This is a genomic window from Mucilaginibacter sp. P25, assembly GCF_050859465.1.
Classification (GTDB): Bacteria; Bacteroidota; Bacteroidia; order Sphingobacteriales; family Sphingobacteriaceae; genus Mucilaginibacter; species Mucilaginibacter gossypii.
The window spans coordinates 1,280,304-1,306,234 of record NZ_CP193937.1 but is presented as its reverse complement, the minus strand read 5'-3'; the positions used below and the strand labels follow the sequence as shown (position 1 = coordinate 1,306,234).

The following is a 25,931-nucleotide window of genomic DNA, read 5'->3' as shown; positions in this document are numbered from 1 at the left end:
CAAATATATGGAAAGGGAGCAAATATTAAGCCATTTCGATGGCATATTTTTCTTCGATCTCGGCCAATATCTGGTCAACTGCTTCAAGGTCAGGGGCAGTAACAAAACGCATCCTGAACTCTTTGAAATGATCTATACCTTTAAAGTAGTTAGAGTAATGCCTGCGCATCTCAAAAATGCCCGTTTTAGGGCCTTTCCACTCTATTGATTTGTATAAATGGGCCCGGCAGGCTGCAACGCGCTCGGCAATTGTTGGCTTATCCAGGTATTCGCCGGTTTTAAAAAGTGCTTTATTTCGCGGAAAATCCATGGATAACCAATCGCCGCACGACCGATCATCATGCCGTCAACCTCATATTCCATACGCCATGCGGCAGCCTTTTCGGGCGAATCGATGTCGCCATTGCCGAAAATGGGGATTTTTATCCGCGGATTTTTTTGATATCCCTGATCAACGACCAATCGGCTTCGCCTTTATACATCTGCGAGCGGGTACGGCCGTGTATGGTAAGTGCCTTGATCCCCACATCCTGCAAGCGTTCGGCAACTTCGTAAACATTTTTAGTGTTATCGTCCCAGCCCAGGCGGGTTTTTACGGTTACCGGTAAATGTGTGGCCTCAACAACCGCTTTGGTCATGGCTACCATTTTATCAATATCCTGCAAAAGGCTTGCGCCGGCACCGCGGCAGGCCACCTGTTTTACCGGGCAGCCATAATTAATATCCATTAAATCGGGATTGGCCAGCGTAGCTATTTCGGTAGCTTCGCGCATGTGGTCAATATCACTGCCGAAGATCTGGATGCCGATAGGCCTTTCGTATTCAAAAATATCCAGCTTTTGCCTGCTTTTTGCCGCATCGCGGATCAGGCCTTCGCTTGAAATAAACTCTGTATACATCATATCCGCGCCGTTTTGCTTACACACATAGCGGAAGGGCGGATCACTCACATCCTCCATCGGCGCCAGCAGCAGCGGGAACTCACCTAAATCAATATTTCCTATTTGTACAGACATCCTTATCTTTAGCCTGCAAAAATACGAATTTTACATCGAATGATAAAAGCCTCATATCAAAGCCCTCAGCCACAGGGAAGTCAAATAACGCCGTTTTTACAATTTATAATACTGATTGCGCTAACTATAGGGATGCTGATTGTGTGCGGTTTAATAGCCGCCGGAATTATCGGGGTGATATTTGGGTCACAAACGCTTACTGATACGTTTACTTTTAATACCCGAAACCCGCATGTTGGTGCCGCTTTATGGACGCTGCAAATTATCAGTACTACCTTGCCCTTATATCTTGCCCCTGTAATTTTTGCGCGCTTTATAGTAAAGGAGCCTATAGATTATTTGAAGGTTACCCCCAAATTTCCGCCGGTGCTGTTACTGCTGATCCTGTCCATCATGATCTGCTCATCGCCGGTTATGGAAGTGTTGGTAAATGTTAACCAGAAACTGGCTTTGCCTGCTTCTTTGAAAGGCCTTGAGGATGCCTTGCGGGCCATGGAAGCCCAGGCCCAGAAGGCTACAGAAGCCATGCTTCAAATGAAAACGGTATCAGATATGCTTTTTGCGGTTTTAGTAGTTGGACTATTAACTGCTATCGCCGAAGAGTTTTTATTCAGGGGATGCTTACAAACCATCATGATCCGGTGGACAGGAAATCCGCATGCAGCAATCTGGATTACTGCTATCCTTTTCAGTGCCTTTCATATGGAGTTTTTTACCTTTTTACCGCGTGTGGCGCTGGGCGTGTTTTTTGGCTATTTTGTAATGTGGAGCGGCAGTATCTGGACAAGCGTTTGGGCGCATTTTTTAAACAATGCCACCCAGGTGGTGATCCTGTACCTGTATTCGCAAAAGCGCATTACCCTTGATCCTAATGATCAGCACGTATTTAATTACCAGAGCTATGCTTTAAGCCTGATAATTATTTTAATTTTGCTTTTTATGTACAGAAATACTGCTAAAGGAAAAAGCCCGCTGTTGAGTTAAATGGAAAAAAACTGGGTCAAAATTTTTACTTCAACTAATTTTTACCAATCAGAAATTGTTAAGCAAATGCTTACCGGGAATCATATTGATACCGTTTTGCTGAATAAACAGGATTCATCGCACCGCAACTTTGGCGAAATAGAGGTTTATATTCACCAGGAGGATTTTAGTAAGGCTATTGAGATCATGATCCTCAATCAAATTAATATATGAAACAACGCGCCATCACTGGCTTATTTTTTATTATCGTAATGATTGGGTCTAATTTATTAGGCCCATATGTATTTAGTGTTTTTTACCTGTTATTGAGTCTGTTTTGCCTTTTGGAATTTTACAAATTGGTTAAACAGGGCGGTATGCAGCCCGAGCGTTTTACCGGGGCACTTGCCGGCGTAATCATGTTCTTCTTTTTTGCGGCTAACTGCTATTTCCCGGCATATAAATACATTATACTGCTACCCGTACTGCTTAGTTTTATTCCGATAGGCGAGTTATATAAAAAATCTACCGCGCCATTCACTAATATTGGCTTCACTTATTTGGGTTTGCTGATGGCTGTTGTGCCGTTCATGTTTTTTCATGCGATGGCTTTTACCCGTGGCGATGGTGTTTTTAACTTTCACGTGCCGCTTGGCTTTTTAATTATGCTGTGGAGCAATGATACCGGAGCTTACCTGGTGGGCAGCAAATTTGGCCGTAACAAGTTATTCGAAAGGCATTCGCCTAAAAAATCATGGGAAGGCTTTATCGGCGGCATCCTGATCTGTGCTTTTGCGGCATATATTTTGAGCCATTTTTATACAGAGTACAACTGCTTTGACTGGATCATTATGTCGCTTATTATCTCAAACTTCGGTACCATGGGCGATTTGGTTGAATCCATGTTCAAGCGCAGCCTCAACGTAAAAGATTCGGGGGCATATTACCAGGCCATGGCGGCCTGCTTGATAGGTTTGACGGCTTGCTGATGGCCGCGCCAATTGTATATGCATACCTGTACTTAATTTCAAATTAGTAGTTTTGTATTAAACACAATAAATAATGACCATACATAAAGAAGGCTATACCTCACTCGCTATTACTATCCTGTTCATTTTTGTTTTAAATGCGCTCATCCAGTTTTACATGCCAACTGCGCATACGCTGAAATGGATAGTTTATATTTTTTCGGGTGCTTTATTTTTGATCATCCTGCAGTTTTTCCGCAGTCCGTTCTTTGATATTGAAACCGCCGAAAATACTATTCTGTGCCCTGCCGATGGCAAGGTTGTAGTGATTGAAGAAACTGAAGAAACCGAATTTTTAAAAGATAAACGTATTCAATTATCGGTTTTCATGTCGCCGGTTAACGTACACGTGAACCGCAACCCAATTGCTGGTGTTGTGAGTTATTTTAAATACCACAAGGGTAAATACCTCGTGGCCTGGCACCCTAAGTCATCAACAGAGAACGAGCGTACAACTATAGCCATTGAAAACAGCAAAGGTGTAACCGTATTGTTCAGGCAAATAGCCGGTGCGCTGGCCCGCCGTATTGTATGGTATGTTAAAGAAGGCGATGTTGTTGATCAGGGCCAGCAGTTTGGCTTTATCAAGTTTGGATCAAGGGTGGATGTTTTCCTGCCCTTAGGTACTAAAATCCTGGTAAATATTGGCGATGTAGTAAAAGGCGGTCGTACCATTTTAGCCGAGCTGGTTGACGCTGAGCCTTTAAAAGAAGTTGCGAAACCTGATGTCATTGTTGTTCCCGAGCCGCCTGCAGCACCTGTTGAACCAGCCGTTTTGGTAGAAGAAACGCCAACCATGAATAGCATTACGCCGGCTCCTTCGCTGGTAGTTGATCACCCTGAGACAGCTGAAAATCCGGCAGTGGAAGAAAGCGCCGCAGAGAAACCTGTTAAGAAAAAAACTGCATCAAAAGCAAAAAAAGGTGATAGTGGTGATGCGGCAAAGGAAGCGGATAGCGAATAATTAGCGTACGTTTTATATAAAGAAAGGCAGATGGGGAACTCATCTGCTTTTTTGTGCCCGGATAGTTGCTTGTGCCATGCAATCTACATAAGCAAAACCTGTTGTCATTTCGACGAACAGGCGGAGGGTAAAGTAATGGTGTGAGGAGAAATCTTCTACACCATGCTTTAACGTTTACAGTGGCTTAGCAAGGCGTATAAGGTTTCTCTTTCGCCCCGTTGCGAATCCTTCCCTGCTCACTCGAAATGGCAATTTTATTTATTGGAATAAAAAACGCTGTCGCGGGTTTAGCGATAGCGTAACCCATGATTCGGCATGATTGAAGCTTTCAGCTTCAGTGGCATCTTAAGCTGAAAGCTTAAGCCATGGTTCACCACGGGTTACAAACCCGCGGTAGTTTACTTTGATAGCTTGCCTTTGCCTTCGTATTTGAAAATCAATAGATTAAGAGGACGGTTTTTCAAAAACCATCACATAGCAAAAGGCCTTACCGAAATTACTTCAGAAAGGCCTTTTAATTTTTTATATACCGCTAAGCGGTTGGGTAAATTAAACGCGTTTTGATTTGATACGAGCTGCTTTACCAGTAAGGGCACGCAGGTAGTACAGTTTAGAACGACGAACTTTACCAACGCTGTTAACTTCGATTTTGTCGATGTTTGGAGAGTTAACAGGGAAGATACGCTCAACGCCAATGCCATTTGATACTTTACGCACAGTAAAAGTTTCGCTTACACCAACGCTGTTACGCTGAATAACAACACCTTGGTAAACCTGAACGCGTTCTTTATTTCCTTCTCTGATTTTATAGTGAACACTTACAGTATCACCAGCTTTGAAGGATGGAAGCTGCTTTTTTCTACTGATTGCTCTTCAACAAATTTTACTAAATCCATGATTTTAAGCTCTTAATGCGATTTTTAGCCCGTAAAAATCGGATTGCAAGTATAGGGATTATTTTCAATAAAAGAAAGCCAAATTTAAAAATTTCCACATTTAGTTTTTTTATTAACAGTAGGTTGTGGTTTTAGCAAAGATAAGGGGATGTTTGCGTGGGTTAACCACCCCTTTTTAAAATTGGACAGCAATGTTAAACCTATTGCCGCTTTGGCGATGTTATTAAACTCATGTTTTTGATTAAATTGCCAATGCTAACCAAGCCTGACATGCGCAACTCAATTGATTCAATTATTGCAAGAGCCTCCAATATTGCCAGGTGGTTATTCTTTATCAACCTTATACCAACAGTTATTGCGGGAGGCGTTATTTTTATCACCTTTAATAAGTTGGAACAAAACTCTTTTAGAGATACTTACGATTGGATAGTCCTAAGCTTAATGTTATCTGGTATAGCATTGCAATATATTTACTATCGACAGACGACTAACACAGATAATGTCCTCAACCCGGTTGGGTGGGTTTTCTCAATAATTGTCAATGCAATTTTTATTGTTAGCTATCTGGTTAGGTTTTTCAGCGCGCCGTCCTTCGGCGCATTGATGATCGTTTATCCTGCTGCTTTTCTTGTTTGCAGCGTAAAAGGGTTAAGATTGATAAGGCATTTCGAATCATCGTATATTTCGTAATGCCATAAATCGGCTTTTTATTTTTCAATAATTCCCAGCACGGGTCTCTTCTCGGTGAAGTAAGCTATAAGTGTGTAGATCAGTCCAATTAAAAGCAGGTTAAATGCAAAATTGATGCGCGTATCGCTGCAGAGTGCGAGTGTTTATGGTTGCCTTTTAACAAAGCGTTGAATTTTGAATAATTATATCCGGAGATAGGCCATAAATTGGTATCATTGATATATGCCATATCATATGCGTTTTAATGTAAAGCAAAGCCCCTATTTCCTATTTTTACCGTTCCTTGTTTATTACGTTTATCGTGTATTGAAATTTAAATATCCTGTGTTATATGGCGATGAGCCCAGGTACGTTGGTTTTGCATCCAACTTAATTCATGGTTTTTACTCGCCCCCCGCGCCTGATATTAATTTGTGGAGCGGTCCGGGTTATCCTATTGTACTTATGCCTTGTGCCGCTTTGCATTTACCGGTTATTTGGTATCCCTTATTAAACGTGCTTTTCTTTTACCTGTCGATCGTGTTTTTGTATCAGGCCCTGCGCTATCTGGTTAAGGAAAAGCTTGCCATGTTATTTGCCATTATATGGGCATTTTATATTAATCTTTACCAGTTTTTGCCCGCTATTTATACTGAAGTTTTTACTTCATTTTTAATAGTAAGTATTGTATACAGCGTCACCTTGTATTTTGTGAAGCATAAAACAATATACCTTGTACTTTCAGGTTTTCTGATTGGTTTCCTGGCCTTAACCAAAATCATTTTTGGTTATGTAATATTGCTTTGTTTTATCATCTGTTTGCTGTTAAGTATCATAAAAGCGATAAGAACATCTTGTATTAAAGCGGTATATATCTTCGCTATAGCCTTGCTTACCACAGTGCCCTATCTTTCCTATACCCAACACCTTACCGGAAAGGTTTTTTACTGGGGAAATTCCGGAGGGATGAGTTTGTACTGGATGAGTTCGCCTTATGATTTGGAATATGGCGATTGGAAGGCTCCCTATCTGTCTAACTCAATACTCCCGATGCCGTTTAAATCAACCGAAGGCGATTCGCTGCTGCAAGCAAATCATGCCAAAGAGATATCTTTTATTATGGCCCATCAAGGTGTTGAGCAGGATGAACTTTTTAAAAAAGCGGCAATCAGAAATATCAAATCCGCCCCTAAAAAATTTGTAAAAAATTACTTCTACAACATCTCGCGAATGCTTTTTGATTTTCCTTATTCATATACCTATCAGGTTACCCAAACAATAAGCAACATTATTACAGGATCCTTGCTTTTGTGGGCTTCCGTTATTTGTTTGGTCATAAATGTAATTAACCGAAAGCAGGTCATCTATCCGGTTAAGCTAACCATGCTGCTTTTTACGGTTTACTTTTTGCTTAGCGGCTTTGCAAGTGCTTACGTGAGGCAATTGGATGTTGTAGTGCCGATACTGTTTTTTGGATAGCCTGTGCTATTGATAAACTTCCAAAAATGAGCCTTAAGTTTAAAGAAACGGCTGTTTAATCTTTATCCAAAAGATCGGGCCGTCGTGCTTTTGTACGCTCTAATGCCTGCTCATGGCGCCATTTTTCTATTTCGGGTGTGTTGCCTCCTAAAAGTATTTCGGGGACCTTGTGCCCGTTCCAGTCGGCCGGACGGGTATAAACAGGGGCATCCAGCAGGTCGTCCTGGAACGAATCAGACAATGCAGATGTTTCATCACTTAACACCCCCGGGATAAGCCTCACTACGGCATCAACCAGTACGGCTGCGGGCAGTTCGCCTCCCGAAAGTACATAATCGCCTATCGAGATCTCGCGGGTTACATAAATGTCGCGGATGCGTTGATCGATACCTTTGTAATGACCGCAAAGGATAATGATATTTTTTTGATGGAAAGCTGGTTAGCGATAGCCTGATTGAGGGTTTCGCCATCGGGCGACATGAAGATGATCTCGTCATAATCACGCTCTGATTTTAGTTTTTCAATACATGCCGCAAAAGGTGGAATGGTCATCACCATACCGCTGCCGCCACCGTAAGGATAATCATCCACGCTTTTTTGCTTATTGGTGGCATAATCCCTAAGGTTATGAACAACAATTTCAGAAATCCCCTTTTTCTGCGCACGCTGCAAAATAGAATGTGCAAAAGGGCTTTCAAGCAAACCGGGTAATACAGAAATGATATCGAAACGCATATTTTCTTCAGACTCAGGATAAAAGAATCAGGATGCAAGATTACTGAAAAATGTCCTCTCTCCGAAATTGTCTTGATTCCTGAGTCGTGCAATCTTGCTTCTATGACTATCCTCTATGCTGATAAATTCCCCATAAATTACCCGCCGGATCGGTAAAATGTGCGGTAATCTCAGGAAAATCTTTACCAATGGGTTGAACAATGATACCTCCGTTAGCCTCTATCAGTTTAAGTGTTGCTTCTGCATTATCAACCATAATGGAGATCAGTAACCCTGCTTTGCCCATCGGTTCGCGACCGGTTACCCACATGCCGCTTACTTCTCCTACGCCGTCATCAAACGAGGCGGAGCCGTGATTATCCGTACGGATGTGCCAGCCGAAAACAGTTTCAAAAAACTTTGAGGATATGCTGATATCAGTAGCTGGAATCTCGATATAACATATTTTGCCATTGCCGTAGGTGGGTTGCTTTGCCATGGGGTTATTGGGTTAAGTGTTTTAAAATCTACGCAAAAATTATGTCATTGCGAGGAGGAACGACGTGGCAATCGCATGCTATACAGGGCGGATATGCTTCCGTGCGGTTGCCGCGCTACGCTCGCAATGACATGGTTTATAAAAGTATTTTGTTTAAATAACCTTCTCAATCATCCATCGATGCCCGAAAGGGTCGATAAAGTCACCCTGGCGGTAACCATAGTCCCAGTCTGTTACTTCCGAAGCTATTGTTGCGCCTGCCTGCCTCGCAGCTTCCATCACCGCATGCACATCATCAACAAAAACACCGATGGTTACAGTGGTAGCCTTTGTGGTATCGGGGCAAAGCACAGCCGTTCGTTCGGTTTCCTCATGTAAATGAAAAATGGTGCCATCTATCGAAAGCTCCGATACGTGGATGCTGCCATCATCATTACTAAAACGCCTGAGTTCTACCGCGCCCAAAGCCCTAATGTAAAAGCTGATATCGGTTACACCATGCGGAATGGCTAACTGCGGTGCGAAGCTTGGTTTTGTTGCCATGGTTATATTGGTTTAATTAATCCTCTTCATCTAAGGAAAAAACATCTTCAACAGGTTTGCCAAATACACGGGCTATTTTTAAAGCCAGCACGGTAGATGGCACATACCGGTTGCTCTCAATAGTGTTGATGGTTTGCCGCGACACCCCGATAAGCTCTGCAAGTTCGGCCTGGGTTATGTTTTTGATGGCCCGCTCAACCCTGATGTTATTTTTCATGCCTGCCCCTCTTCCTTATTGATGAGACGGTTGTTCTGAAAAATTTTCCACCTGAAACGCACAATGAAAAACACAAGCGGTACCAATAAATTTAAAAACAAAATATGTTCGGTGTCTTTACTTAATATTAAACTCACAACCAAAAGTATATAATTTACATAAATGGCCCATTGCAATGAGTCGAGCCGGAGTTTAAAGATCTGTTCTGTCTTCAATGCGTTCTTTTGCGAAAGCGATAAAGAATAAACCTATGGACATGAGCAGTGTGGTAGTCATGAAAAAGATATGATGGCTGTTAAACAGGTCGTCGCTCACGGTCTCTTCATTCATGCTAAAGCCCATTTCTTTTTTAAACATTACGATGGGAATATGGATCAGGAACAGCGCAAGCCCCAGATACCTGAACCAGTGTGGGAATAAAAAACGTGATTTCATGATTGTAAAATTTGCTCGAAACACAAGATGGCTGTATTCTAAATTTTTCTTATTCAATCAACTATAGTTTAATTTGATTCTTTTGCGAGGCTTCTGTTTAATAAAAAAACCTTCCATCTAAACCGGATGATAAAGAATATCAAAGGGGTAATGACATTGTAGGCTACGATTTCAAGAAATTTAAAGCCATGTATCAAAACGACTAAGATCAGAAAAAGGCAATAGTTTACATATATCGCCCATTGTAATGAGTCCAACCGCAGCTGTGAAATATGCTCATCTTCATCTTTTTCTTTGGAGAAAGCTATAAGCAATAATCCGATGATAACGATGATAATATTAAAGTCGTTTGTGATATTCATCCAGATATTGGGAGTATCTCCTGTTTGGGCGAAGCCCTTGGGATAAATAAATTTTAAAGCAACGGCTTTTAATATATCTATGACAAAACACAAGTAACCGATTAATCGACAATAGTGCGGAAATAAAAAACGTGATTTCATGATTGTAAAGTTTGGCTTACCAAAAGTAAAGTAAACTTTACAAAAGTCAAATATATTTGACAAATATTTTTTAAAATCCCGTTAAATGAAAAATGCCCGTGAGGACACGGGCATGGGGGAATCTTATTTCTTTAATCTAAAAGTCTTGACTATCAAACTTAGCCTTCCAGGTAAATGTCCAGCAACCCTTCGGGCAGGTCAATGTAAATCTCACCGCCTTCAACATCAATACCTTTAATTATCTCTAAGTTAAGCGGAAAAAGTACTTCCTTATTTTTGTATTTAACTGTGGCTATCAATTGCTGCGGATATTCCTGCACCGATAATATTTCGCCCAGTTCACCGTGGGTTTCATCTATAGCGATAAAGCCTTCCACGTCATTCAGGGTAAACTCGTTCTTTTTCTTTTTTGGCTTTAGCTTAGCGGGCAGGTAGATATCCCGCTTTACCAGGGTTGATGCTTTTTCAATGGTATCAACATCTTCCAGGTTTAAGTAGGCGTTGTTTTTTTGCAGATACTTTATTGATGATACAAAATAAGGGATCATTTTACCCGCAATGTCAATAAACACTGCGTTAAATTTAATGGCTTCAATGCCATCAAAATCAACGTAGATCTGTAGTTCACCTTTTAAGCCTTTGGTTTTTAGTACGCTGCCTATCCTGAAATGCTCTTCAGTTTTCATTTAAAATATAATTAAACAATAATGGCGAAGCTGTTTGCCTCGCCATTATTCGGATTTAAGAAATCAAACGTATAGATTCAAGATAAATTACTTTTCCTGCGTTCTGTACGCTTTTTTCAAAATTATTCTGCGCTTTCAGCTTCTTCAGTTGCTGCATCTTCTGCAGGAGCTTCTTCTTCAGCAACAGGAGCGTTTTTAGCAGCAATAGCAGCGGCTTTTTCTTCGCTCTTTTTAGCTTCAGCAGCTAAAGCGGCTTTACGGGCTTCGTCTTTAGCAACGTTAAGGCTGGTTTTTTTACCAGTGATTTTGCTGTCTTTTTGATCCAACCATTCAGCAAATTTGGTTTCAAGTTGCTCTTCGGTTAAAGCACCTTTTTTAACACCACCTTGTAAGTGTTTTTTGTACAGTACACCTTTGTATGAAAGGATAGCACGACAAGTATCGGTAGGCTGGGCACCGTTGTTAACCCAATCTAAAGTTTTGTCGAAATTGATGTCAATAGTTGCTGGGTTAGTGTTTGGGTTGTATGAACCTAAACGCTCAATGAAGCGTCCATCACGTGGAGCGCGTGAGTCTGCTACTACGATGTAATAAAAAGGTTTGCCTTTTTTACCGTGTCTTTGTAGTCTGATCTTAGTTGCCATTGTAAATTTTTATGTATTCAACATTATCCCCGGAGTTCTTTCTGCGGGGATGCAAAGGTATTAATTTTTATCATAATTAAAAATGGTTGATAATTAATTATTTATGGTTGAAGTGAATGGCTGATTGGGTTGACTGGTGAATGGCTGTTTTTGCAGGACTTGATTCGGTTTATTTAGCTGTTTTTTAAACTTAACATTGCAATAATTTAAAAAAATCGGAACTTACCAGCCATGAGCATCAACAGAAAAATACGGGTAGCTATTGATATGGATGAAGTTATTGCCGATACCATTGGCAAATTCATCAGTATGTATAAAGAAAGGCATGGTGAAGAAATAAGCCTGGGCAATATGGAGGGTAAGGAGTTTAGGGAGATCCTGCCGCCGCACTTAAGCGAAACCCTAAGGGTTTATATTAATGAACGGGGTTTTTTCAGGGATATCCCGGTAATGCCGGATGCACAGGAAGTAGTAAAGGCCCTGCACGAAAAGTACGACGTGTACATAGCATCGGCTGCTATGGAGTTCAAGTACTCGCTGGAGGATAAGCAGGAATGGCTGGAAGAACATTTTCCATTTATTTCGTGGACAAACATAATTTTTTGCGGGCACAAGATTTTGGACGTGGATATCATGATAGATGACCGGATCAAAAACTTCGCCACGTTTAATGGCCGGAAGATCCTGTATACTTCGCCGCATAACATGCTGCTTACCGACTATGAGCGGGTAAATACCTGGAAGGAAGTTGCAGCGAAATTATTGTAGTTGTTTGTTTATCATGTAAATAGCCATATCTTTAAGTATTCACAGCTTTTTTATATGTTTAACCCAAACCCGGCTGCAACCGGAAATTGTACAATTGTTTTTGATATCGATGAACAGAAATACCTGTTTGTAAGTGAAAGCTTTTACAACCTTTTTGAGGTCGGCGCTGATCACCTTCGTCAAAATGTTGATTTTTTGATTGGATTGGTAAAACCTGAAACGTTTGCCGGTGTAAAGCAACTTACTGAAGGGCTTGCTATGAACGAGTCGATCCAAATAACGTATCCACTGGAGGCCGGCCAAAAGCAGCTAACCGAAAAACGGACACTTACTACTGATGGGCTTACCGGGCATAAAATTATATTAAGTAACATTACCTCTGCCCTGGAAGGTGTTCGTACCCCGATCCCTTTTATTAAACCCGGCCTGAGCGAGCAGTTCCTCAATTCGCTTATTGATTCGCAAACCAATTTCCTGGTGAGGGTAGATACCAATGGCAGATTTAGCTTTGCTAACCGCCGGTTTTTTAAAACCTTCGGTTATGATGAGGCTGACATAATAGGGCATCATTTTTCAAAAACAACCATTCCGCAGGATGCGCAGCTGTGCCAGGACGCTTTTGTGGAATGTATTAATAATCCCGGCAAGATCGTCAGGCTCGCTCACAAAAAGCCTGCTAAAAATGGGAACCTGCATGATACCGAATGGGAGTTTGTATCCATCGCCGACGATAACGGAGTGGTAGTTGAGATACAGGGTATAGGCAGGGACATTACTCCGCAAATACAAATGCGCGAGGAGGCTTTGCATATGAAAGACAGCCTTGAAGCATTGATCAATAATACCCGGGACCATATCTGGTCGGTTGATAAGGAGTTGCGTTATTTGTACATGAACCAGGCCTATGTTGAGCAGGTGACTCATTTAACGGGCCAAAAACCTTTTAAAGGTGAATACTCCTATAAACATAAGGGCTTTGGCAAGCAATTAATTAACGATTGGACTGCTTACTATAACCGTGCTTTAAGCGGAGAACGGTATGATATTATCAGTGAAAGCATAGATCCGGTAAATGGGCAGCGGTTGTATTACGAAGTGAGTTTTAATCCTATTTATACCGCAACCGGCGACGTAATAGGTGCCGGATGTTTTGGCCATAATATTACCGAACGGCTCAAAATACAGAAAGAGCTTGTTAGCCAGAACGATCGTTTAAGAAACATAGCTTCTTTAAGCTCGCATGAGTTACGCCGGCCGGTGGCAAGCATGCTGGGGCTTATCAGCTTAATGGATCATGAAGATTTCTTTAACCCCGAAAATAAGGAGATCATAGCGCACCTGTTTACCGTGAGTGCCGAAATTGATACAGCGATAAGACTTGTTGTTGACAGCACCATTGCCAAATAAAACAGCCCCGGCTTGATTAAGGCGGGGCTGTTTTTATTTATCGTTTTAGCTTAAATTACATAGAAAGCATTTCAACCAGTTTGATCATGTTTGGATCGATGCCCTGATGGTGTTTAATAGCATGCTCAAATGGGGTATAAGCAATTTCACCATTGATGAGGCCTATCATTTCGTTGCGGTGCCCGTCTCTCAAAGCTTCGACTGCGGCAGCGCCGACACGGCTTGCCAATACCCTGTCCATACAGCTTGGTGCTCCGCCGCGTTGTATGTGACCTAAAATAGAGATCCGGGTATCATAATTAGGGAACTTTTCCTGCACTAACCTGCCCACTTCAAACGCGCCGCCCGCATCTTCACCCTCGGCAACAATTACTATACGCGATGTTTTATCTTTACGGCCAAATTCAAGACGGTTTAACAAACCTTCGAGCCCGGTTTTGCTTTCGGGGATCAGGATAGCCTCGGCACCGGTAGCAATACCTGTACGTAAAGCAATCAGGCCCGAGTCGCGGCCCATTACTTCAACAATAAATAAACGGTCGTGCGATTCTGCAGTATCCCTGATCTTGTCAACGGCGTCAACAACAGTATTAATGGCGGTATCGTAACCAATGGTAAAATCGGTGCCTACAAGGTCATTGTCAATTGTACCTGGTAAACCAACCACCGGAATATCATACTCGCTGCCAAAAACTTTAGCGCCGGTAAAAGTACCATCGCCGCCAATGGCTACCAATGCGTCAACTTTATTTTTTACCAGGTGCTCATATGCTGCCTTACGACCTTCGGGTGTTCTGAACTCATCACACCTTGCAGTTTTAAGGATTGTACCGCCACGCTGGATAATGTTTGAAACGGATTTACGGTTCATGGTAAAAAAATCACCTTTGCCCATGCCGTCGTAACCACGGCGGATCCCAGTGACTTCAATTCCGTAATACATGGCGGCACGTACAACCGCCCTTATGGCAGCGTTCATTCCGGGGGCATCACCACCCGAAGTAAAAACGCCGATATTTTTGATCTGAGTCATTTTTTTGTTTTGGTTATAAACAGGCTAACCTATTCATAACTAATTAGGGTTGTAAATATTGTTCATTATTCAAACGCCGCGCCTAACCAATAAAGCACAAAATTTGAATTTTGCGCGAATTTACACTTATTTTTTAAACCCGATCCCTATTTTTTGTAAGCCGCTACGCCGCTATCCAAAAATTTAAGGTAGTTGGCTATGTCATAATTTGCAGGTGAGGTAGGGATTTCGGCCCCCGACGCATCTTTTAGCAGGTTGCCGTCACTGTCAAGCATGACATATAACGGTTGCGAATTGGAGTTGAAGCGCTGCGCCTCCAGGTTGCTCCATTTACCGCCAAGTGTAGTGATCTTTTTACCGCTGTAATCTGATACAAAGTGTTCCGCCGCAGGTAATTCTGCTTTGTCATCAACTACCAGCTGCAGCAGCACAAAATCATTTTTAATGCGGCTAAACACCTGCGGATCTGACCATACGTTGGCTTCCATTTTACGGCAGTTAACACAGTTAAAGCCAGTAAAGTCAATGAGTATCGGTTTATGCAGGGCCTTTGATACCTGTAAAGCCTGGTCATAATCATACCATGCATCCAGCCCTTTGGTTTTGATACGGGTATAGTTGGAGGCATATTTACGTTCGCCAATGCTTGCTGGGATTGTGGCCGACGGGCTTGCTAAAGCTGAACCCGAGCCATCCGGAATATTTGAAAGGTTAAAATCCTGCGTAGCTTCAGGAGGTAAAAAAGCGCTTATGGATTTTAGAGGCGCTCCCCATAGGCCAGGGATCATGTAAATAACAAATGCAAATACAATTATGGCGAGGAATGTACGCGGAATAGTAAGGTACTTTACATCACTGTCATGCGAAAACTTGATCTTACCGATGAGGTAAAGCCCGATCAGTAAGCCAATGGCTATCCATAACGATAAAAATATCTCGCGGTCAAACCAGTTCCAGTGGTAGGCCAAGTCAACATTTGATAAAAACTTCAATGCAAATGCCAGCTCAAGGAAACCCAATACAACTTTAACGCTGTTAAGCCATCCGCCTGATTTCGGAAGTGTTTTAAGTGCTGAAGGGAATAAAGCGAATATGGTAAATGGTAAAGCTAATGCTAACGAAAAGCCAAACATACCCATTGCCGGGCCAAGGCGATCACCCTTTGAGGCTGCATCAACCAGCAATGTTCCTATAATAGGGCCTGTACATGAAAACGAAACAACAACCAATGTTGAAGCCATAAAGAAGATACCTGCAAGACCGCCTTTATCCGAATTTGCATCCAGTTTATTGGCCAGCGAACTTGGTAGTGTGATTTCAAACGCCCCCAAAAAGGAAATGCCAAATACAATGAGCAGCAAAAAGAAGAAAATATTAAATATGCCGTTCGTTGCCAGTTCATTGAGTGCATCCGAACCAAAAATAATGGAGATCAGCAACCCTAACGTAACATAAATTACAATGATTGATACCCCATATATGAGCGATTGCATAACAGCTTTGCTTTTGCTGCCGCTTTTTTTGGTAAAAAAGCTTACTGTTAAAGGCAGTAAAGGATAAATACAAGGCAAAATTACCGCGGTAAAGCCACCCAGTAAACCTTCAATAAAGATTTGCCAAAGTGATTTTGGTTTTTCTGCTGTTTTTGAAGCAGCTGCGGGCGTCTTTGATGTTTTTGCCGCTTCTGCCTTTTTTACGGAATCGGCTTGCTTTTTCCTGATGGCTACGCTATCGGCAGCGGTGGGGATATCTGTAAATGTAACATCGGCAGCTGACACAGATGTATCGGCTGCTTTTTTTGCACAGCATAAACCGGGTTTGCCCCGGCTATGTTAAAGATGATGATAGTGACTAATGTGATAAGCCCGGCGCGCAGGTAAGCACCTTTATTTAATAATTTCATGACTACTGTTAAGGTGTGCTGAATTATTTACCTAAAGGGATAGTGAAGTCAACATCTTCCGGTGGCAGGCATTTCATATCGTTACAGGTCATGTAGGTTAGTTTGCCTGTAACTGCTGTTGCTTTGGGCGATTTTAAACTGATTTTTTGGCTAAAAACAACTTCCTTTTCAAAATAGCTTACATTCATGCTGAATGATTTTTCGTATTTTGTTACAGGAGTTGGCTCCGTTGTTTTGCCAACGGCAGCATATAATTTTGATGGGGTAAAATCAAATGAAGTTTTTATTGGGCCGCCGTCTTTTACGGTTTGTGAATAAATGTGCCAGCCGTTTTGTATGGTTGCTTTTAAAAATACTACAGCTTCTTTGTCATTTACCTTTTTTGCCGCGTATGACCACCTCACAGGCGATTCGATCTGAGCGTAAGCGCCAACGCTGATGATAAGCGCGGTTACCAATACCAATAGTTTCTTCATTTGTTTGTTACGGTTATTATTTATTTAAAAATTTCAATTCTTTGAGGTTAAACTCCATTTGTTGCCCGTTAGTATCTTCAATAAGCAATAAGCCGTTTGGCAGTACATTTTTTACAATGCCATTGAATACCCTGCCGTTTGACTCAAAACTTTTAACCTCGTTTAACCAGTATAGTCGGCTTAAGTATGTATTCCTTACCAAATCAATTTGCCCGGCTTTCAGTTTAAGATAGTATACCTCAAGCTTTTTGCAAATTTCCGATAATAACAGTGTTAAATCATAATCCTTTTGTAAGATTTGTTTTACAGAAGTGGCGTTTGAGGCGCCGGCCGGAAAATTTTCCTGGTTTATATTTAAACCGATGCCAATAACCGAGTCTTTGAGCTGAGCACCCTGTATGGTGTTTTCAATGAGCATGCCCCCAAGTTTTCGGTCGCCGTAATAAATATCATTGGGCCATTTTATTTTTAACCGATCGCCTAAGAGGGGATGCAGGGCGTCATATACGCTTAAACTGGCCGCGCGGTTCAAATCAAATTGTGCTTCAACCGGTAAGAAACGGGGTTTTAATAAAATACTAAAAGTAAGGTTTTTTCCAGACTCGCTATGCCAGGTATTTTGTTGCTGGCCCCGGCCGGCGTACTGCTCTTCTGCCATAATGACCGTACCTTCGGGTACTGGCTTGGAATTTGACAGTAGATTTTTAAGAAAACTATTTGTTGAGTCAACTTGTTTAATTGTTACTAAATTTTGACCAACAAATAATCCTGAAAATATGTTATTTTGCAAAGTGTAATAATTTTATACTCAAAAACGTTCAAAACTAATTCTTTTTGATGGTAAAAAACAAAGTGTTAAGTGAATCTGCCTATATTTCAGAGCTGGCAATACATGGTATCCAGGAAAAAAAGGCAACGATATTATCAGGTTAGACCTTCGTAATATATTCAGTTCAGTAGCAGATTATTTCGTAATCTGTCATGCTGATTCCTCGACACAGGTAAAAGCTATAGCAAATAGCATTGAGGATGAAATTTTCAAAGCCACCCAAGCCGAGCCCTGGCGCAAAGAGGGAATTGAGCATGGTGAGTGGATATTGCTTGATTATGTGGATGTTGTGATCCACGTGTTCAGGACCGATAAACGTGAGTTTTATGGAGTGGAAGATTTGTGGGGCGATGCAGATATTAAATATTATAAAAGTGCATAAACATCCGTCACAAAAAGGCTCAACGCATAGTCTTACTGTTACCGCGTAAAATTTAAATTATAGATTGTAAGTTTGAGCTCGTTAAAAGAAATGAAAGATATTAAAGATTCTAAATCAGAAAATCCAAGACCTATCCGTAAAATTGTGAACAAGAAGCCCTCGCCAAAACCGCCCAAGTTCAATATCATGTGGTTATATGGTATTGTTATTTTGGCTTTTTTACTGATTCCGGCCTTGTTAAACGGCGGATCGGGCAAACCGGTTACTTTCCAGGAATTTGAAGCAAACATGCTTCGTACAAATGATGTTCAAAAAATTGTAGCTTATAAAAGCGGGGACCTGGTAATGGCCGATGTTTACATTAAACAACAAAGCTTGTCAAAGCCATATTTTGCCAGTAACGTATCTAAAGACAAAAACTTTTTTAATACCAGTACCAATAGCGGTCCGCAGTTTACTTTTACGGATGCCTCATATGAGAGCCTGAAAAAGTCTATTGCCGATGCTCAAAAGGATGTGCCTGATGATCAAAAAGTATCTTTACAATTTGAACAGGGACACGAAAGCCTGTTATCAAACTGGCTGGTACAGGGCGTTATCATGGTGATATTGTTTGCCGGCGTGTGGATCTTTATCATGCGCAGGATGAGCGGTGGTTCGGGCGGTGGCCCGGGCGGCCAGATCTTTAACATAGGTAAATCAAAAGCTACCCTGTTTGATAAAGAAGCCCAGGTAACCGTTACATTTAACGATGTTGCCGGTTTGGAAGAAGCCAAGCAGGAGGTAATGGAAATTGTCGATTTCCTTAAAAACCCTAAGAAATATACTAACCTGGGTGGTAAAATCCCTAAAGGCGCGCTATTGGTAGGTTCGCCCGGTACCGGTAAAACCTTATTGGCCAAAGCTGTTGCAGGCGAGGCGCAGGTACCTTTCTTCTCTCTGTCAGGTTCTGATTTCGTGGAGATGTTTGTAGGTGTAGGTGCTTCACGCGTACGCGACTTGTTCCGCCAGGCTAAGGACAAAGCTCCTTGTATCATATTTATTGATGAAATTGATGCTATCGGCCGTGCCCGTGGCAAAAATAATATAGTAGGTGGTAACGATGAACGTGAAAACACCCTGAACCAATTGCTGGTTGAGATGGATGGTTTTGGTACTGATTCGGGTATCATTATCCTTGCTGCTACCAACCGACCTGACGTACTGGATTCGGCGTTATTGCGTCCGGGACGTTTCGACAGGCAGGTATCTATCGATAAACCGGATTTGATTGGTCGTGAGCAAATTTTCAAAGTTCACCTGAAACCAATTAAACTATCTGATGGTGTAGATGCTAAAAAACTATCGGCACAAACCCCTGGTTTTGCCGGTGCCGAAATTGCCAACGTTTGTAATGAGGCTGCGCTGATTGCCGCCCGAAAAAATAAAGAGTCGGTTGATATGACCGATTTTCAGGATGCTATCGACCGTGTTATTGGTGGTTTAGAGAAGAAAAACAAAATCATCTCTCCGGAAGAAAAACGGATTGTTGCTTACCACGAAGCCGGTCACGCTATTGCAGGCTGGTTCCTTGAACATGCCGATCCTTTGGTTAAGGTATCAATTGTGCCTCGTGGTGTCGCTGCGTTAGGTTATGCTCAATATCTGCCAAAAGAGCAGTTTTTGTACACTACCGAGCAATTGCTTGACGAAATGAGTGTATCTATGGGCGGTCGTGTTGCCGAGGATATCGTTTTCGGTAAAATTTCTACCGGTGCACTGAGTGATTTGGAGCGTATTACTAAACTTGCTTATGCCATGACCAAAATTTATGGTATGAACGATAGCGTGGGTAACGTATCATTTTATGATCCGCAGGGCGAGTATCAGTTTAACAAACCATATTCTGATACTACAGCCGAAATGATTGACGCTGAAGTGCGCAAACTGGTTGATGTGGTTTATCAAAAAACCAAAGACCTGCTGAATGCTAAACGCGACGGACTTGAAAAGATAGCTCAAAAGCTATTGGAGAAGGAAGTATTGTTCCAGAGTGATCTGGAAGAGATCCTGGGCAAACGTCCGTTTGACGAGCGCACAACTTATGATAAGTTTGTAAACGGTGAAGCCGCGTTAAATCCGGATGTGGATAACAATGCTATTCCAGACTCGCTGACTAATCCTGAACTTTCAAGAATAGACAGCGAAGATCCGAAACTTTAATTTTTAAATTATAATACAAAGCCACCGGCAAAGCTGGTGGCTTTTCTTTTTAGCCATGAGGGATATCACTACATCAAAAGAAAAACTGCTTAAAAAAATCAGGAAAGCACTTTTGGAGAAAAGGGATAATCCATACCCTCAACTGGAAGACCAACCCCTTTATCCTGCAACGGATGAAATGCCCGAGGTGGTCTTCGCCGAACAGTTTACCAACGTAGCAGGCCAGTTTGTTTTTTGTGAGGATGAGCTGCAATTTATTGAAAACCTGCTTACCCTTGCCGAAGAACGTAAATGGCACAAAATTTACTGCTGGGAACCTAAGTTGCAGGAGATCCTGAACCAGTTTGAATACCCGCACTACGAAACCGATAAAGACTTTGAACAAGCCGAAGTTGGTTTTACTCTTTGCGAGGCTCTGATTGCCCGTAACGGCAGCATCCTGCTTTCAAACGGTAATATGGCCGGCCGCAGGTTAAGCATCTATCCATCGGTGCATATTGTACTGGCTTATACTTCGCAAATGGTTATGGACTTGAAAGATGGTTTTAAACTCATCAAAACCAAATATGGCAACCAACTGCCATCCATGATCAGCACGGTAACCGGCCCAAGCCGTACCGCTGACATTGAGAAAACACTGGTATTAGGCGCCCACGGCCCTAAAGAGCTTTTTGTTTTTATGCTGGAAGGCTGACCGCTGATTTTTTTGATTACAATGATTTGGTTGGTTTTTTCTGAAGTGCGATTTTTCGATTAGAGATTGATCTGATTTTTGCGCCATCTGATTGCTGTTCCTTCTCGTCTTTAACCTTTCACCGCTCTCCTCAAAACAGCTCTTCCAAACCACATCCCTCTAATACTATTCGTTCACTTTGATTTAGCTTGTTGTATTCCCATTTAACGAGGCGGATGTGGCCATCTGAGATTTCGATGCCTGTTATATCGCCATCATCGTAACAACAGCAGCCGCTATTGAAATAGCTTGGGTGGCATGCGCTAAAATCGGGAGCCACATCACCTTTCACTTGCCGGTTAACGATCTGTTTATTTAGCTCATCGGCCAGTTTATCGTTTCCTGCTTTCCTCGCTTTCGCTATATCGTTATACAGTTTTTCGAGGTGGGTTAATGACCTGAATACCGGCTGATGTGTGTGCCCGGTTATCAGCAGCGTGTTTTTTTGCCTCTGGCTCCATTCATACATAATGCGGTTATGATCTGTTTTAAGCAGGTCATTATTTGCCGGCGTATTGATATTTACCTTCAGATATGCCTGGAAAGGTGCCCATACATTGGATACAAACCATTTACTGAACCAGTTGCCATCGCTTTGCAAATCGCCCTGGTGGCCATGCGTCATGAATATATTTAGTGGTTTACCATTAACTGTTGTTTGTAGTACAGCTCCTTCATAGATCTTAATTACTTCATCATAAATTTGCTTTAATCCAACTGCCGCTAAAGGGTCATTGTCCCAAAACAGATCATGATTGCCAAATATTTTCATGAATTCTTTACGTTGTATGAACCGTTTTTCGCTTTCAAATGTGGCTTTGTTGTGCTTTTTTATGGTGATGAACAAGTTTTCCCAAAGCTCCTCGCTGTCGCCAAGATTGATGTAGAAAAATGGTTGGCTGTAGTAATAATCAAGTGCTGTAAGGTAGTTCTTCTCGGCAAGGGCGAAAATGTCCATATCATCACGGGCGCCCTTGTGTTGATCAGAAAAGATAATGAATTTACCTTTTTCTGCGTCGAAAGGTATTATAAGGCCTTTTTTACCCGACCCGGTTAGCAGGCTTTTGTATAACCGGTTCAGTGATCTGTTAACCCGCTTCTTATCCGGTCGTGATGAGAGCCTGTCGGCCAACCGGGCAACCGGCTTAGTTAACAGTTTTTGTAAAAACTTGCGCATGACTTTTTAACGTATGATATAGTGTATTGTGTTGTAAGTTGACAGTTACTTTTACCGTGTTTAAACGGGATGTAATACAGTGAAATAACGGATAGGTTGTTTTATTATAATTAGTTAGATTAGGCCTGATTTAAAGACACCCTAAATTATATGGAACCTATTGACTTAAAAACAGCCAGGGAAATGGTGGCTCGCTATAAGCAGACCCGAAAAGCGGTTATTGACAAACATCATGAGGTTAATGATACGGAATCGACATGGATTTCGATTGATAAGCTAAAGGAGTTTGTTAATAATTTACCTCCTGAAGCCACAGGTGTAAGGTTACATTTCGGAGTTCATGATGCCGATCATAGTAATGCGCCGCACCAAACGTCGGTTGCTATAGTTGGCACTGTTGCCGGAGCAGGTAAAGATGAGCATATTGATGCGATACAAAGTGATCAGGTAGCAAACCTGTCTGTGAGCGGCCTTGCAGCTTTAAGCAGCGGAAGGGAATGTCCGCCAATGTGCCAGGGATAGAATAAATTAATCAGTTTCATGAATGCTAAAGTATATATGTTATTTTAGCATTCATGCTGGAGAATTTTTACTATGTAATGGATGTGGTGGCTTTTGTATGCTGCCTTTTTACATATAAAGGGCTTGACAAGAACTTTAAAAGACTACTGCCCTTGTTGAGCTTTTTGCTTGTTTACGATTTTGTGAACATTTTTGGCTGGCTAAATATTTATCATTCAAACGCGTGGTGCAATAATATTGAAGACATACTGCTATTTGCCTTTTTTACATGGTTTATACAAGGCTTTGATGAGCGTATTGGACGACGAAAGAAGGTTTATATAGGTGCCGGCGTAGTTATCTTGTTATCGATACTGGATATCTTATTTGTACAAGGGGGATATGGAAAAGAGCAACTGCAGCTACCCTTTTACAAGATCTTTTTCTGATATGGATGATTTGCGATTATTACTATCGCCTGCTGAACAATGATAGTGACGAGTATATTGAGCTGATAACCCACCCCCTTTCCTGGCATTAACGGGCGTATTTTTTTATTACTTATCCACAACATTTTTTTACTCATGTTTTGGTTATATGGTGTATCGAAATAATTATCATTTCTATTTGATAGCAGCAACGCTGCTTAACCTAACAACTTTTGCATTGAATTTTTTATTCTCAATAGCCTTTATATGCTCTTTCAGGAAGAACAGGTTATCCTCGTTATAATAGCGGGCTCCGCCTTCATACTGCTGCTTGGTGTATTCATTATCGGCTTTATGCTCATGTACCAAAAAAAGCAGAACAAAAACCTGCTTGAGCGCGAAAACCTTAAAGCCTCATTTAAGCAGGAGATGCTTAAAACGCAGATAGAGATTCAGGAGCAAACGCTTAACGATATAAGCCGTGAGATCCATGATAATATCACGCAGGTTTTGTCATTTGTAAAATTGAACCTGGGCCTGCTTAACAATAGCCTTGATGACGAAAAAAAGCCCGTGTAAATGAGAACCGCGAACTGGTTTCGCAAACCATTAATGATTTGAGGCACCTTTCAAAAAGCATGAGCTTTGAGCATATCAGTTCGCAGGGACTTATAAAAACCCTCGAAACCGAAACCGAACGTTTAACCCGCAGTGGTATCATCAATGTTATTTTTGAGGTTGAAGGTGATGTATATAGTTTAGGAGAGCAGCGCGAACTGGTGATATTCCGGATCTTCCAGGAAGCGGTCAATAATACCCTGAAATACGCTAAGGCAGCTAACCTTAAAATCGGTTTGTATTATACTGCACAAATGTTTAATTTGCTCATCGAAGATGATGGTGCTGGTTTCAATGCCGAAAAGGTTGATAATAAGGGCGGTTCGGGATTGCGTAACATTGAAAACAGGGCAGCTTTAGTAGGCGCGGACGTAATTATTGCCAGCTCGCCTGGTAAGGGTTGCCAGATAAAATTGTCGTTCAATCCCCTGGTACAACAAATTTATGCTAAAGGAACCCATTCAAATAGCCTTAGTTGATGATCATAAACTCTTCAGGAGCGGTATGGCTGCTCTTGTCTCCAATTTTAAAAGATACAACATACTATTTGAGGCCGCAAACGGGCAGGAACTAATAGACACGATAAGCAAAGGCATAGTTCCTGATATTATACTGCTGGATATCAGTATGCCGGTTATGGATGGCGTTGAAGCCGCGCAAGTGCTCAGGGCAAAATATCCCGGCGTTAGGGTCATCATATTATCCATGTTTGAGGATGCCGAAAAGGTACTGCTCATGGTAAAAATGGGCGTTAAAGGCTACCTGCTTAAAGATTCGGAGCCTTATGAAGTTGAAGAGGCCCTTTTGAAGGTTTCGCAGGGAGAGCTTTACTATCCGGAATTTGTAACCCGCCATCTCATTACCAACTTTAACAGCAAGTTAGAGAACATCAAGCTTAACCCGCGCGAAATAGAATTCCTTCTGTCTTACCGGCACAGAGCTTACTTATAAAGAAATTGCCGAAACCATGAACATCAGCGTGCGCACCGTTGATAGCTATCGCGACCAGCTTTTTGAAAAACTCCAGATTAAAAGCCGCGTAGGGCTGGTTTTGTATAGCATAAAAAATAAACTGATTGAATTGTAATTTGCTAATAAATTTAGCAAATTTGTTCAATGTCACATGAGGAAAATCCGGATTTTTTTAAAGGACGAGGGGCGCAGGTAAATACGCACAATAAGTTTCTGAAAAACAAGTATGTACTTGATCATATCGAGGGTATTGACGAGCCTTTGCTTGAAAATAGCAACACGCAGCTTTTTGAAGAAACGCCCAAAAAAATTGTAAGCGAATCCAACAGTCCCGACCTGAGCCATATGTACTCCATAAACCCGTACCAGGGTTGCGAGCATGGCTGCATTTACTGTTATGCCCGTAACAGCCATGAATATTACGGCTTTAGCGCCGGGCTCGATTTTGAGCGCAAGATCATTATTAAACCCAATGCCCCCCAGCTGCTTGAGCAATATTTCAACAAAAAAATTATAAGCCGGTTTGTATCATGCTCTCCGGTAATACCGATTGCTATCAGCCCGTTGAACGGAAGCTTAAGATAACCCAGGCCCTGCTGGAGGTTTTCTGGAAGTATAAAAATCCGGTTAGTATCATCACTAAAAACAACGTTATACTGCGGGATATCGATTTGCTTACAGATATGGCCAGGCTGAACCTGGTACATGTAAACATATCCATCACCTCCCTTAATGAGCAACTGAGGCAGAAACTTGAGCCGCGCACTGTAACAGCAACAGGCCGTTTGGCGGTAGTTCAAAAGCTTTCGGAAAAAGGCATCCCGGTACGGGTAATGGCAGCGCCGATCATTCCCGGGTTAAACAGTAATGAAGTGCCTAATATCATTAAAGCCGCCGCTGACAGAGGCGCTTTAGCCGCCGGTTTTACCATGGTGAGGCTCAACGGCAGCATAGCCGAGATTTTCAGCGACTGGATTTACAAAGCTTTTCCAGACCGTGCCGAAAAGGTACTGAATATGATCCGCGCGACGCATGATGGTAAACTAAATGACAGCGATTACGGCCGCAGGATGAGCGGCGAGGGCAAGGTAGCCGAATCCATTCACCAGATGTTTAAAATGGCTTGCAAACGCTTTATGGGCGATAGGCAAATGCCCGAATATGACTATAGTTTATTTGTGCCGAGGAAAGGGAAGCAGACGAGTATGTTTTAAGTGGAATTTCTTTCGACGCTCTTTTACAATCT

28 protein-coding genes and 6 pseudogenes are annotated in these 25,931 nt (G+C 41.9%); 18 read left to right on the top strand and 16 right to left on the bottom strand.

The window, feature by feature from the left end; translation table 11 throughout:
* Positions 1-25: 25 nt before the first annotated feature.
* Positions 26-1,016: pseudogene (dusB, locus tag ACRQ5D_RS06860) on the bottom strand (tRNA dihydrouridine synthase DusB).
* A gap of 39 nt (positions 1,017-1,055) precedes the next feature.
* Here dusB and ACRQ5D_RS06855 point away from each other — a divergent pair.
* The 4 genes and pseudogenes from ACRQ5D_RS06855 to ACRQ5D_RS06840 all read left to right on the top strand — a co-directional run.
* Positions 1,056-2,000, top strand: a complete 945-nt coding sequence (locus ACRQ5D_RS06855; protein ID WP_431199305.1) for a lysostaphin resistance A-like protein — start codon at positions 1,056-1,058, stop codon at positions 1,998-2,000.
* Positions 2,001-2,213, top strand: a complete 213-nt coding sequence (locus ACRQ5D_RS06850; protein ID WP_091167115.1) for a DUF2007 domain-containing protein — start codon at positions 2,001-2,003, stop codon at positions 2,211-2,213. It abuts the gene before it with no gap.
* Positions 2,210-2,943: pseudogene (locus ACRQ5D_RS06845) on the top strand (phosphatidate cytidylyltransferase); the annotation flags it as partial. The gene ACRQ5D_RS06850 and the pseudogene ACRQ5D_RS06845, both read left to right, overlap by 4 nt.
* Positions 2,944-3,041: 98 nt before the next feature.
* Positions 3,042-3,695 (top strand): annotated as a pseudogene (locus ACRQ5D_RS06840) (phosphatidylserine decarboxylase family protein); the annotation flags it as partial.
* 825 nt (positions 3,696-4,520) lie between these two features.
* On the opposite strand, the pseudogene rplS reads toward ACRQ5D_RS06840, so the two are convergent.
* Positions 4,521-4,867 (bottom strand): annotated as a pseudogene (rplS, locus tag ACRQ5D_RS06835) (50S ribosomal protein L19).
* A gap of 912 nt (positions 4,868-5,779) precedes the next feature.
* On the opposite strand from rplS, the gene ACRQ5D_RS06830 reads away from it, so the two are divergent.
* Entirely contained in the window at positions 5,780-7,015 is a 1,236-nt protein-coding gene (locus ACRQ5D_RS06830; RefSeq protein ID WP_432328591.1) for a hypothetical protein, read from the top strand.
* A gap of 55 nt (positions 7,016-7,070) precedes the next feature.
* Here ACRQ5D_RS06830 and trmD read toward each other — a convergent pair.
* The 8 genes and pseudogenes from trmD to ACRQ5D_RS06790 form a co-directional block, all read right to left on the bottom strand.
* Positions 7,071-7,750: pseudogene (trmD, locus tag ACRQ5D_RS06825) on the bottom strand (tRNA (guanosine(37)-N1)-methyltransferase TrmD).
* A gap of 106 nt (positions 7,751-7,856) precedes the next feature.
* On the bottom strand, positions 7,857-8,228 hold the full coding sequence (locus ACRQ5D_RS06820; protein WP_413323181.1) for a VOC family protein: 372 nt from the start codon (positions 8,226-8,228) through the stop codon (positions 7,857-7,859).
* Between the two features lie 153 nt (positions 8,229-8,381).
* The gene (locus ACRQ5D_RS06815) at positions 8,382-8,771 is read right to left on the bottom strand and encodes a VOC family protein (RefSeq protein ID WP_431199302.1); all 390 of its coding nucleotides are present in this window, start codon (positions 8,769-8,771) and stop codon (positions 8,382-8,384) included.
* Between the two features lie 16 nt (positions 8,772-8,787).
* Positions 8,788-8,988: a helix-turn-helix transcriptional regulator gene (locus tag ACRQ5D_RS06810; RefSeq protein WP_176625861.1), complete on the bottom strand. Its 201-nt coding sequence runs from the start codon at positions 8,986-8,988 to the stop codon at positions 8,788-8,790.
* 192 nt (positions 8,989-9,180) lie between these two features.
* Positions 9,181-9,423, bottom strand: coding sequence for a hypothetical protein (locus ACRQ5D_RS06805; RefSeq protein ID WP_432328590.1), 243 nt, complete (start codon positions 9,421-9,423; stop codon positions 9,181-9,183).
* A 68-nt stretch (positions 9,424-9,491) separates the two neighbouring features.
* Positions 9,492-9,926: a hypothetical protein gene (locus tag ACRQ5D_RS06800; protein ID WP_091167138.1), complete on the bottom strand. Its 435-nt coding sequence runs from the start codon at positions 9,924-9,926 to the stop codon at positions 9,492-9,494.
* A 158-nt stretch (positions 9,927-10,084) separates the two neighbouring features.
* A complete protein-coding gene (gene rimM / locus ACRQ5D_RS06795; RefSeq protein WP_091167147.1) occupies positions 10,085-10,612 on the bottom strand; it encodes a ribosome maturation factor RimM in 528 nt (175 codons plus the stop codon).
* A gap of 122 nt (positions 10,613-10,734) precedes the next feature.
* Positions 10,735-11,256, bottom strand: coding sequence for a 30S ribosomal protein S16 (locus ACRQ5D_RS06790; protein WP_091167150.1), 522 nt, complete (start codon positions 11,254-11,256; stop codon positions 10,735-10,737).
* Positions 11,257-11,487: 231 nt separating this feature from the next.
* On the opposite strand from ACRQ5D_RS06790, the gene ACRQ5D_RS06785 reads away from it, so the two are divergent.
* Together ACRQ5D_RS06785 and ACRQ5D_RS06780 are read left to right on the top strand one after the other, a co-directional pair.
* Complete coding sequence (locus ACRQ5D_RS06785) at positions 11,488-12,024, top strand: 5' nucleotidase, NT5C type (protein WP_091167152.1); 537 nt, start codon at positions 11,488-11,490, stop codon at positions 12,022-12,024.
* Between the two features lie 54 nt (positions 12,025-12,078).
* On the top strand, positions 12,079-13,431 hold the full coding sequence (locus tag ACRQ5D_RS06780; RefSeq protein ID WP_143020744.1) for a PAS domain S-box protein: 1,353 nt from the start codon (positions 12,079-12,081) through the stop codon (positions 13,429-13,431).
* Between the two features lie 55 nt (positions 13,432-13,486).
* Here ACRQ5D_RS06780 and pfkA read toward each other — a convergent pair whose 3' ends face one another.
* The 4 genes from pfkA to ACRQ5D_RS06760 all read right to left on the bottom strand — a co-directional run bounded on the left by pfkA (position 13,487) and on the right by ACRQ5D_RS06760 (position 17,633).
* A complete protein-coding gene (pfkA, locus tag ACRQ5D_RS06775; RefSeq protein WP_090532241.1) occupies positions 13,487-14,464 on the bottom strand; it encodes a 6-phosphofructokinase in 978 nt (325 codons plus the stop codon).
* A gap of 146 nt (positions 14,465-14,610) precedes the next feature.
* Positions 14,611-16,242, bottom strand: a complete 1,632-nt coding sequence (locus ACRQ5D_RS06770) for a protein-disulfide reductase DsbD family protein (protein ID WP_431199301.1) — start codon at positions 16,240-16,242, stop codon at positions 14,611-14,613.
* Positions 16,243-16,390: 148 nt separating this feature from the next.
* On the bottom strand, positions 16,391-16,843 hold the full coding sequence (locus ACRQ5D_RS06765; RefSeq protein WP_091167161.1) for a protein-disulfide reductase DsbD domain-containing protein: 453 nt from the start codon (positions 16,841-16,843) through the stop codon (positions 16,391-16,393).
* Positions 16,844-16,859: 16 nt separating this feature from the next.
* Positions 16,860-17,633 carry a biotin--[acetyl-CoA-carboxylase] ligase gene (locus tag ACRQ5D_RS06760; protein WP_091167164.1) on the bottom strand — a complete coding sequence of 258 codons (774 nt, stop codon included), beginning with the start codon at positions 17,631-17,633 and terminating at the stop codon, positions 16,860-16,862.
* A 47-nt stretch (positions 17,634-17,680) separates the two neighbouring features.
* Between ACRQ5D_RS06760 and rsfS the strand changes: the two are divergent.
* The 3 genes and pseudogenes from rsfS (at position 17,681) to ACRQ5D_RS06745 (ending at position 20,950) form a co-directional block, all read left to right on the top strand.
* Positions 17,681-18,054 (top strand): annotated as a pseudogene (gene rsfS / locus ACRQ5D_RS06755) (ribosome silencing factor).
* A 90-nt stretch (positions 18,055-18,144) separates the two neighbouring features.
* Complete coding sequence (gene ftsH / locus ACRQ5D_RS06750; RefSeq protein WP_091167169.1) at positions 18,145-20,256, top strand: ATP-dependent zinc metalloprotease FtsH; 2,112 nt, start codon at positions 18,145-18,147, stop codon at positions 20,254-20,256.
* A gap of 55 nt (positions 20,257-20,311) precedes the next feature.
* Positions 20,312-20,950, top strand: coding sequence for a LutC/YkgG family protein (locus ACRQ5D_RS06745; RefSeq protein WP_091167171.1), 639 nt, complete (start codon positions 20,312-20,314; stop codon positions 20,948-20,950).
* A gap of 130 nt (positions 20,951-21,080) precedes the next feature.
* On the opposite strand, the gene ACRQ5D_RS06740 is transcribed toward ACRQ5D_RS06745, so the two are convergent.
* Positions 21,081-22,166 carry a metallophosphoesterase gene (locus ACRQ5D_RS06740; RefSeq protein WP_091167174.1) on the bottom strand — a complete coding sequence of 362 codons (1,086 nt, stop codon included), beginning with the start codon at positions 22,164-22,166 and terminating at the stop codon, positions 21,081-21,083.
* A gap of 150 nt (positions 22,167-22,316) precedes the next feature.
* On the opposite strand from ACRQ5D_RS06740, the gene ACRQ5D_RS06735 reads away from it, so the two are divergent.
* Positions 22,317-22,688, top strand: coding sequence for a hypothetical protein (locus ACRQ5D_RS06735; RefSeq protein WP_091167176.1), 372 nt, complete (start codon positions 22,317-22,319; stop codon positions 22,686-22,688).
* Positions 22,689-22,741: 53 nt separating this feature from the next.
* The gene (locus ACRQ5D_RS06730) at positions 22,742-23,116 is read left to right on the top strand and encodes a hypothetical protein (RefSeq protein ID WP_431199299.1); all 375 of its coding nucleotides are present in this window, start codon (positions 22,742-22,744) and stop codon (positions 23,114-23,116) included.
* Positions 23,117-23,290: 174 nt separating this feature from the next.
* Here ACRQ5D_RS06730 and ACRQ5D_RS06725 read toward each other — a convergent pair whose 3' ends face one another.
* The gene (locus ACRQ5D_RS06725; protein ID WP_431199298.1) at positions 23,291-23,464 is read right to left on the bottom strand and encodes a hypothetical protein; all 174 of its coding nucleotides are present in this window, start codon (positions 23,462-23,464) and stop codon (positions 23,291-23,293) included.
* On the opposite strand from ACRQ5D_RS06725, the gene ACRQ5D_RS06720 reads away from it, so the two are divergent.
* The 6 genes from ACRQ5D_RS06720 to ACRQ5D_RS06695 are packed head-to-tail and all read left to right on the top strand — an operon-like array spanning position 23,456 to position 25,899.
* A complete protein-coding gene (locus ACRQ5D_RS06720; protein ID WP_432328589.1) occupies positions 23,456-23,674 on the top strand; it encodes a histidine kinase in 219 nt (72 codons plus the stop codon). The genes ACRQ5D_RS06725 and ACRQ5D_RS06720 overlap by 9 nt on opposite strands.
* Positions 23,675-23,712: 38 nt before the next feature.
* The gene (locus tag ACRQ5D_RS06715) at positions 23,713-24,192 is read left to right on the top strand and encodes a sensor histidine kinase (RefSeq protein ID WP_431199296.1); all 480 of its coding nucleotides are present in this window, start codon (positions 23,713-23,715) and stop codon (positions 24,190-24,192) included.
* Entirely contained in the window at positions 24,158-24,664 is a 507-nt protein-coding gene (locus ACRQ5D_RS06710; protein ID WP_432328588.1) for a response regulator, read from the top strand. The genes ACRQ5D_RS06715 and ACRQ5D_RS06710 overlap by 35 nt, the downstream gene beginning before the upstream one ends.
* 4 nt (positions 24,665-24,668) lie before the next feature.
* The gene (locus tag ACRQ5D_RS06705) at positions 24,669-24,800 is read left to right on the top strand and encodes a LuxR C-terminal-related transcriptional regulator (RefSeq protein ID WP_432329726.1); all 132 of its coding nucleotides are present in this window, start codon (positions 24,669-24,671) and stop codon (positions 24,798-24,800) included.
* 29 nt (positions 24,801-24,829) lie between these two features.
* Positions 24,830-25,270 (top strand): hypothetical protein, encoded by a 441-nt coding sequence (locus tag ACRQ5D_RS06700; protein WP_431199295.1) that lies wholly within the window; start codon positions 24,830-24,832, stop codon positions 25,268-25,270.
* Positions 25,216-25,899, top strand: a complete 684-nt coding sequence (locus ACRQ5D_RS06695; RefSeq protein ID WP_431199294.1) for a radical SAM protein — start codon at positions 25,216-25,218, stop codon at positions 25,897-25,899. Before ACRQ5D_RS06700 ends, ACRQ5D_RS06695 begins: the two co-directional genes overlap by 55 nt.
* The last annotated feature ends 32 nt before the right edge of the window (positions 25,900-25,931 follow it).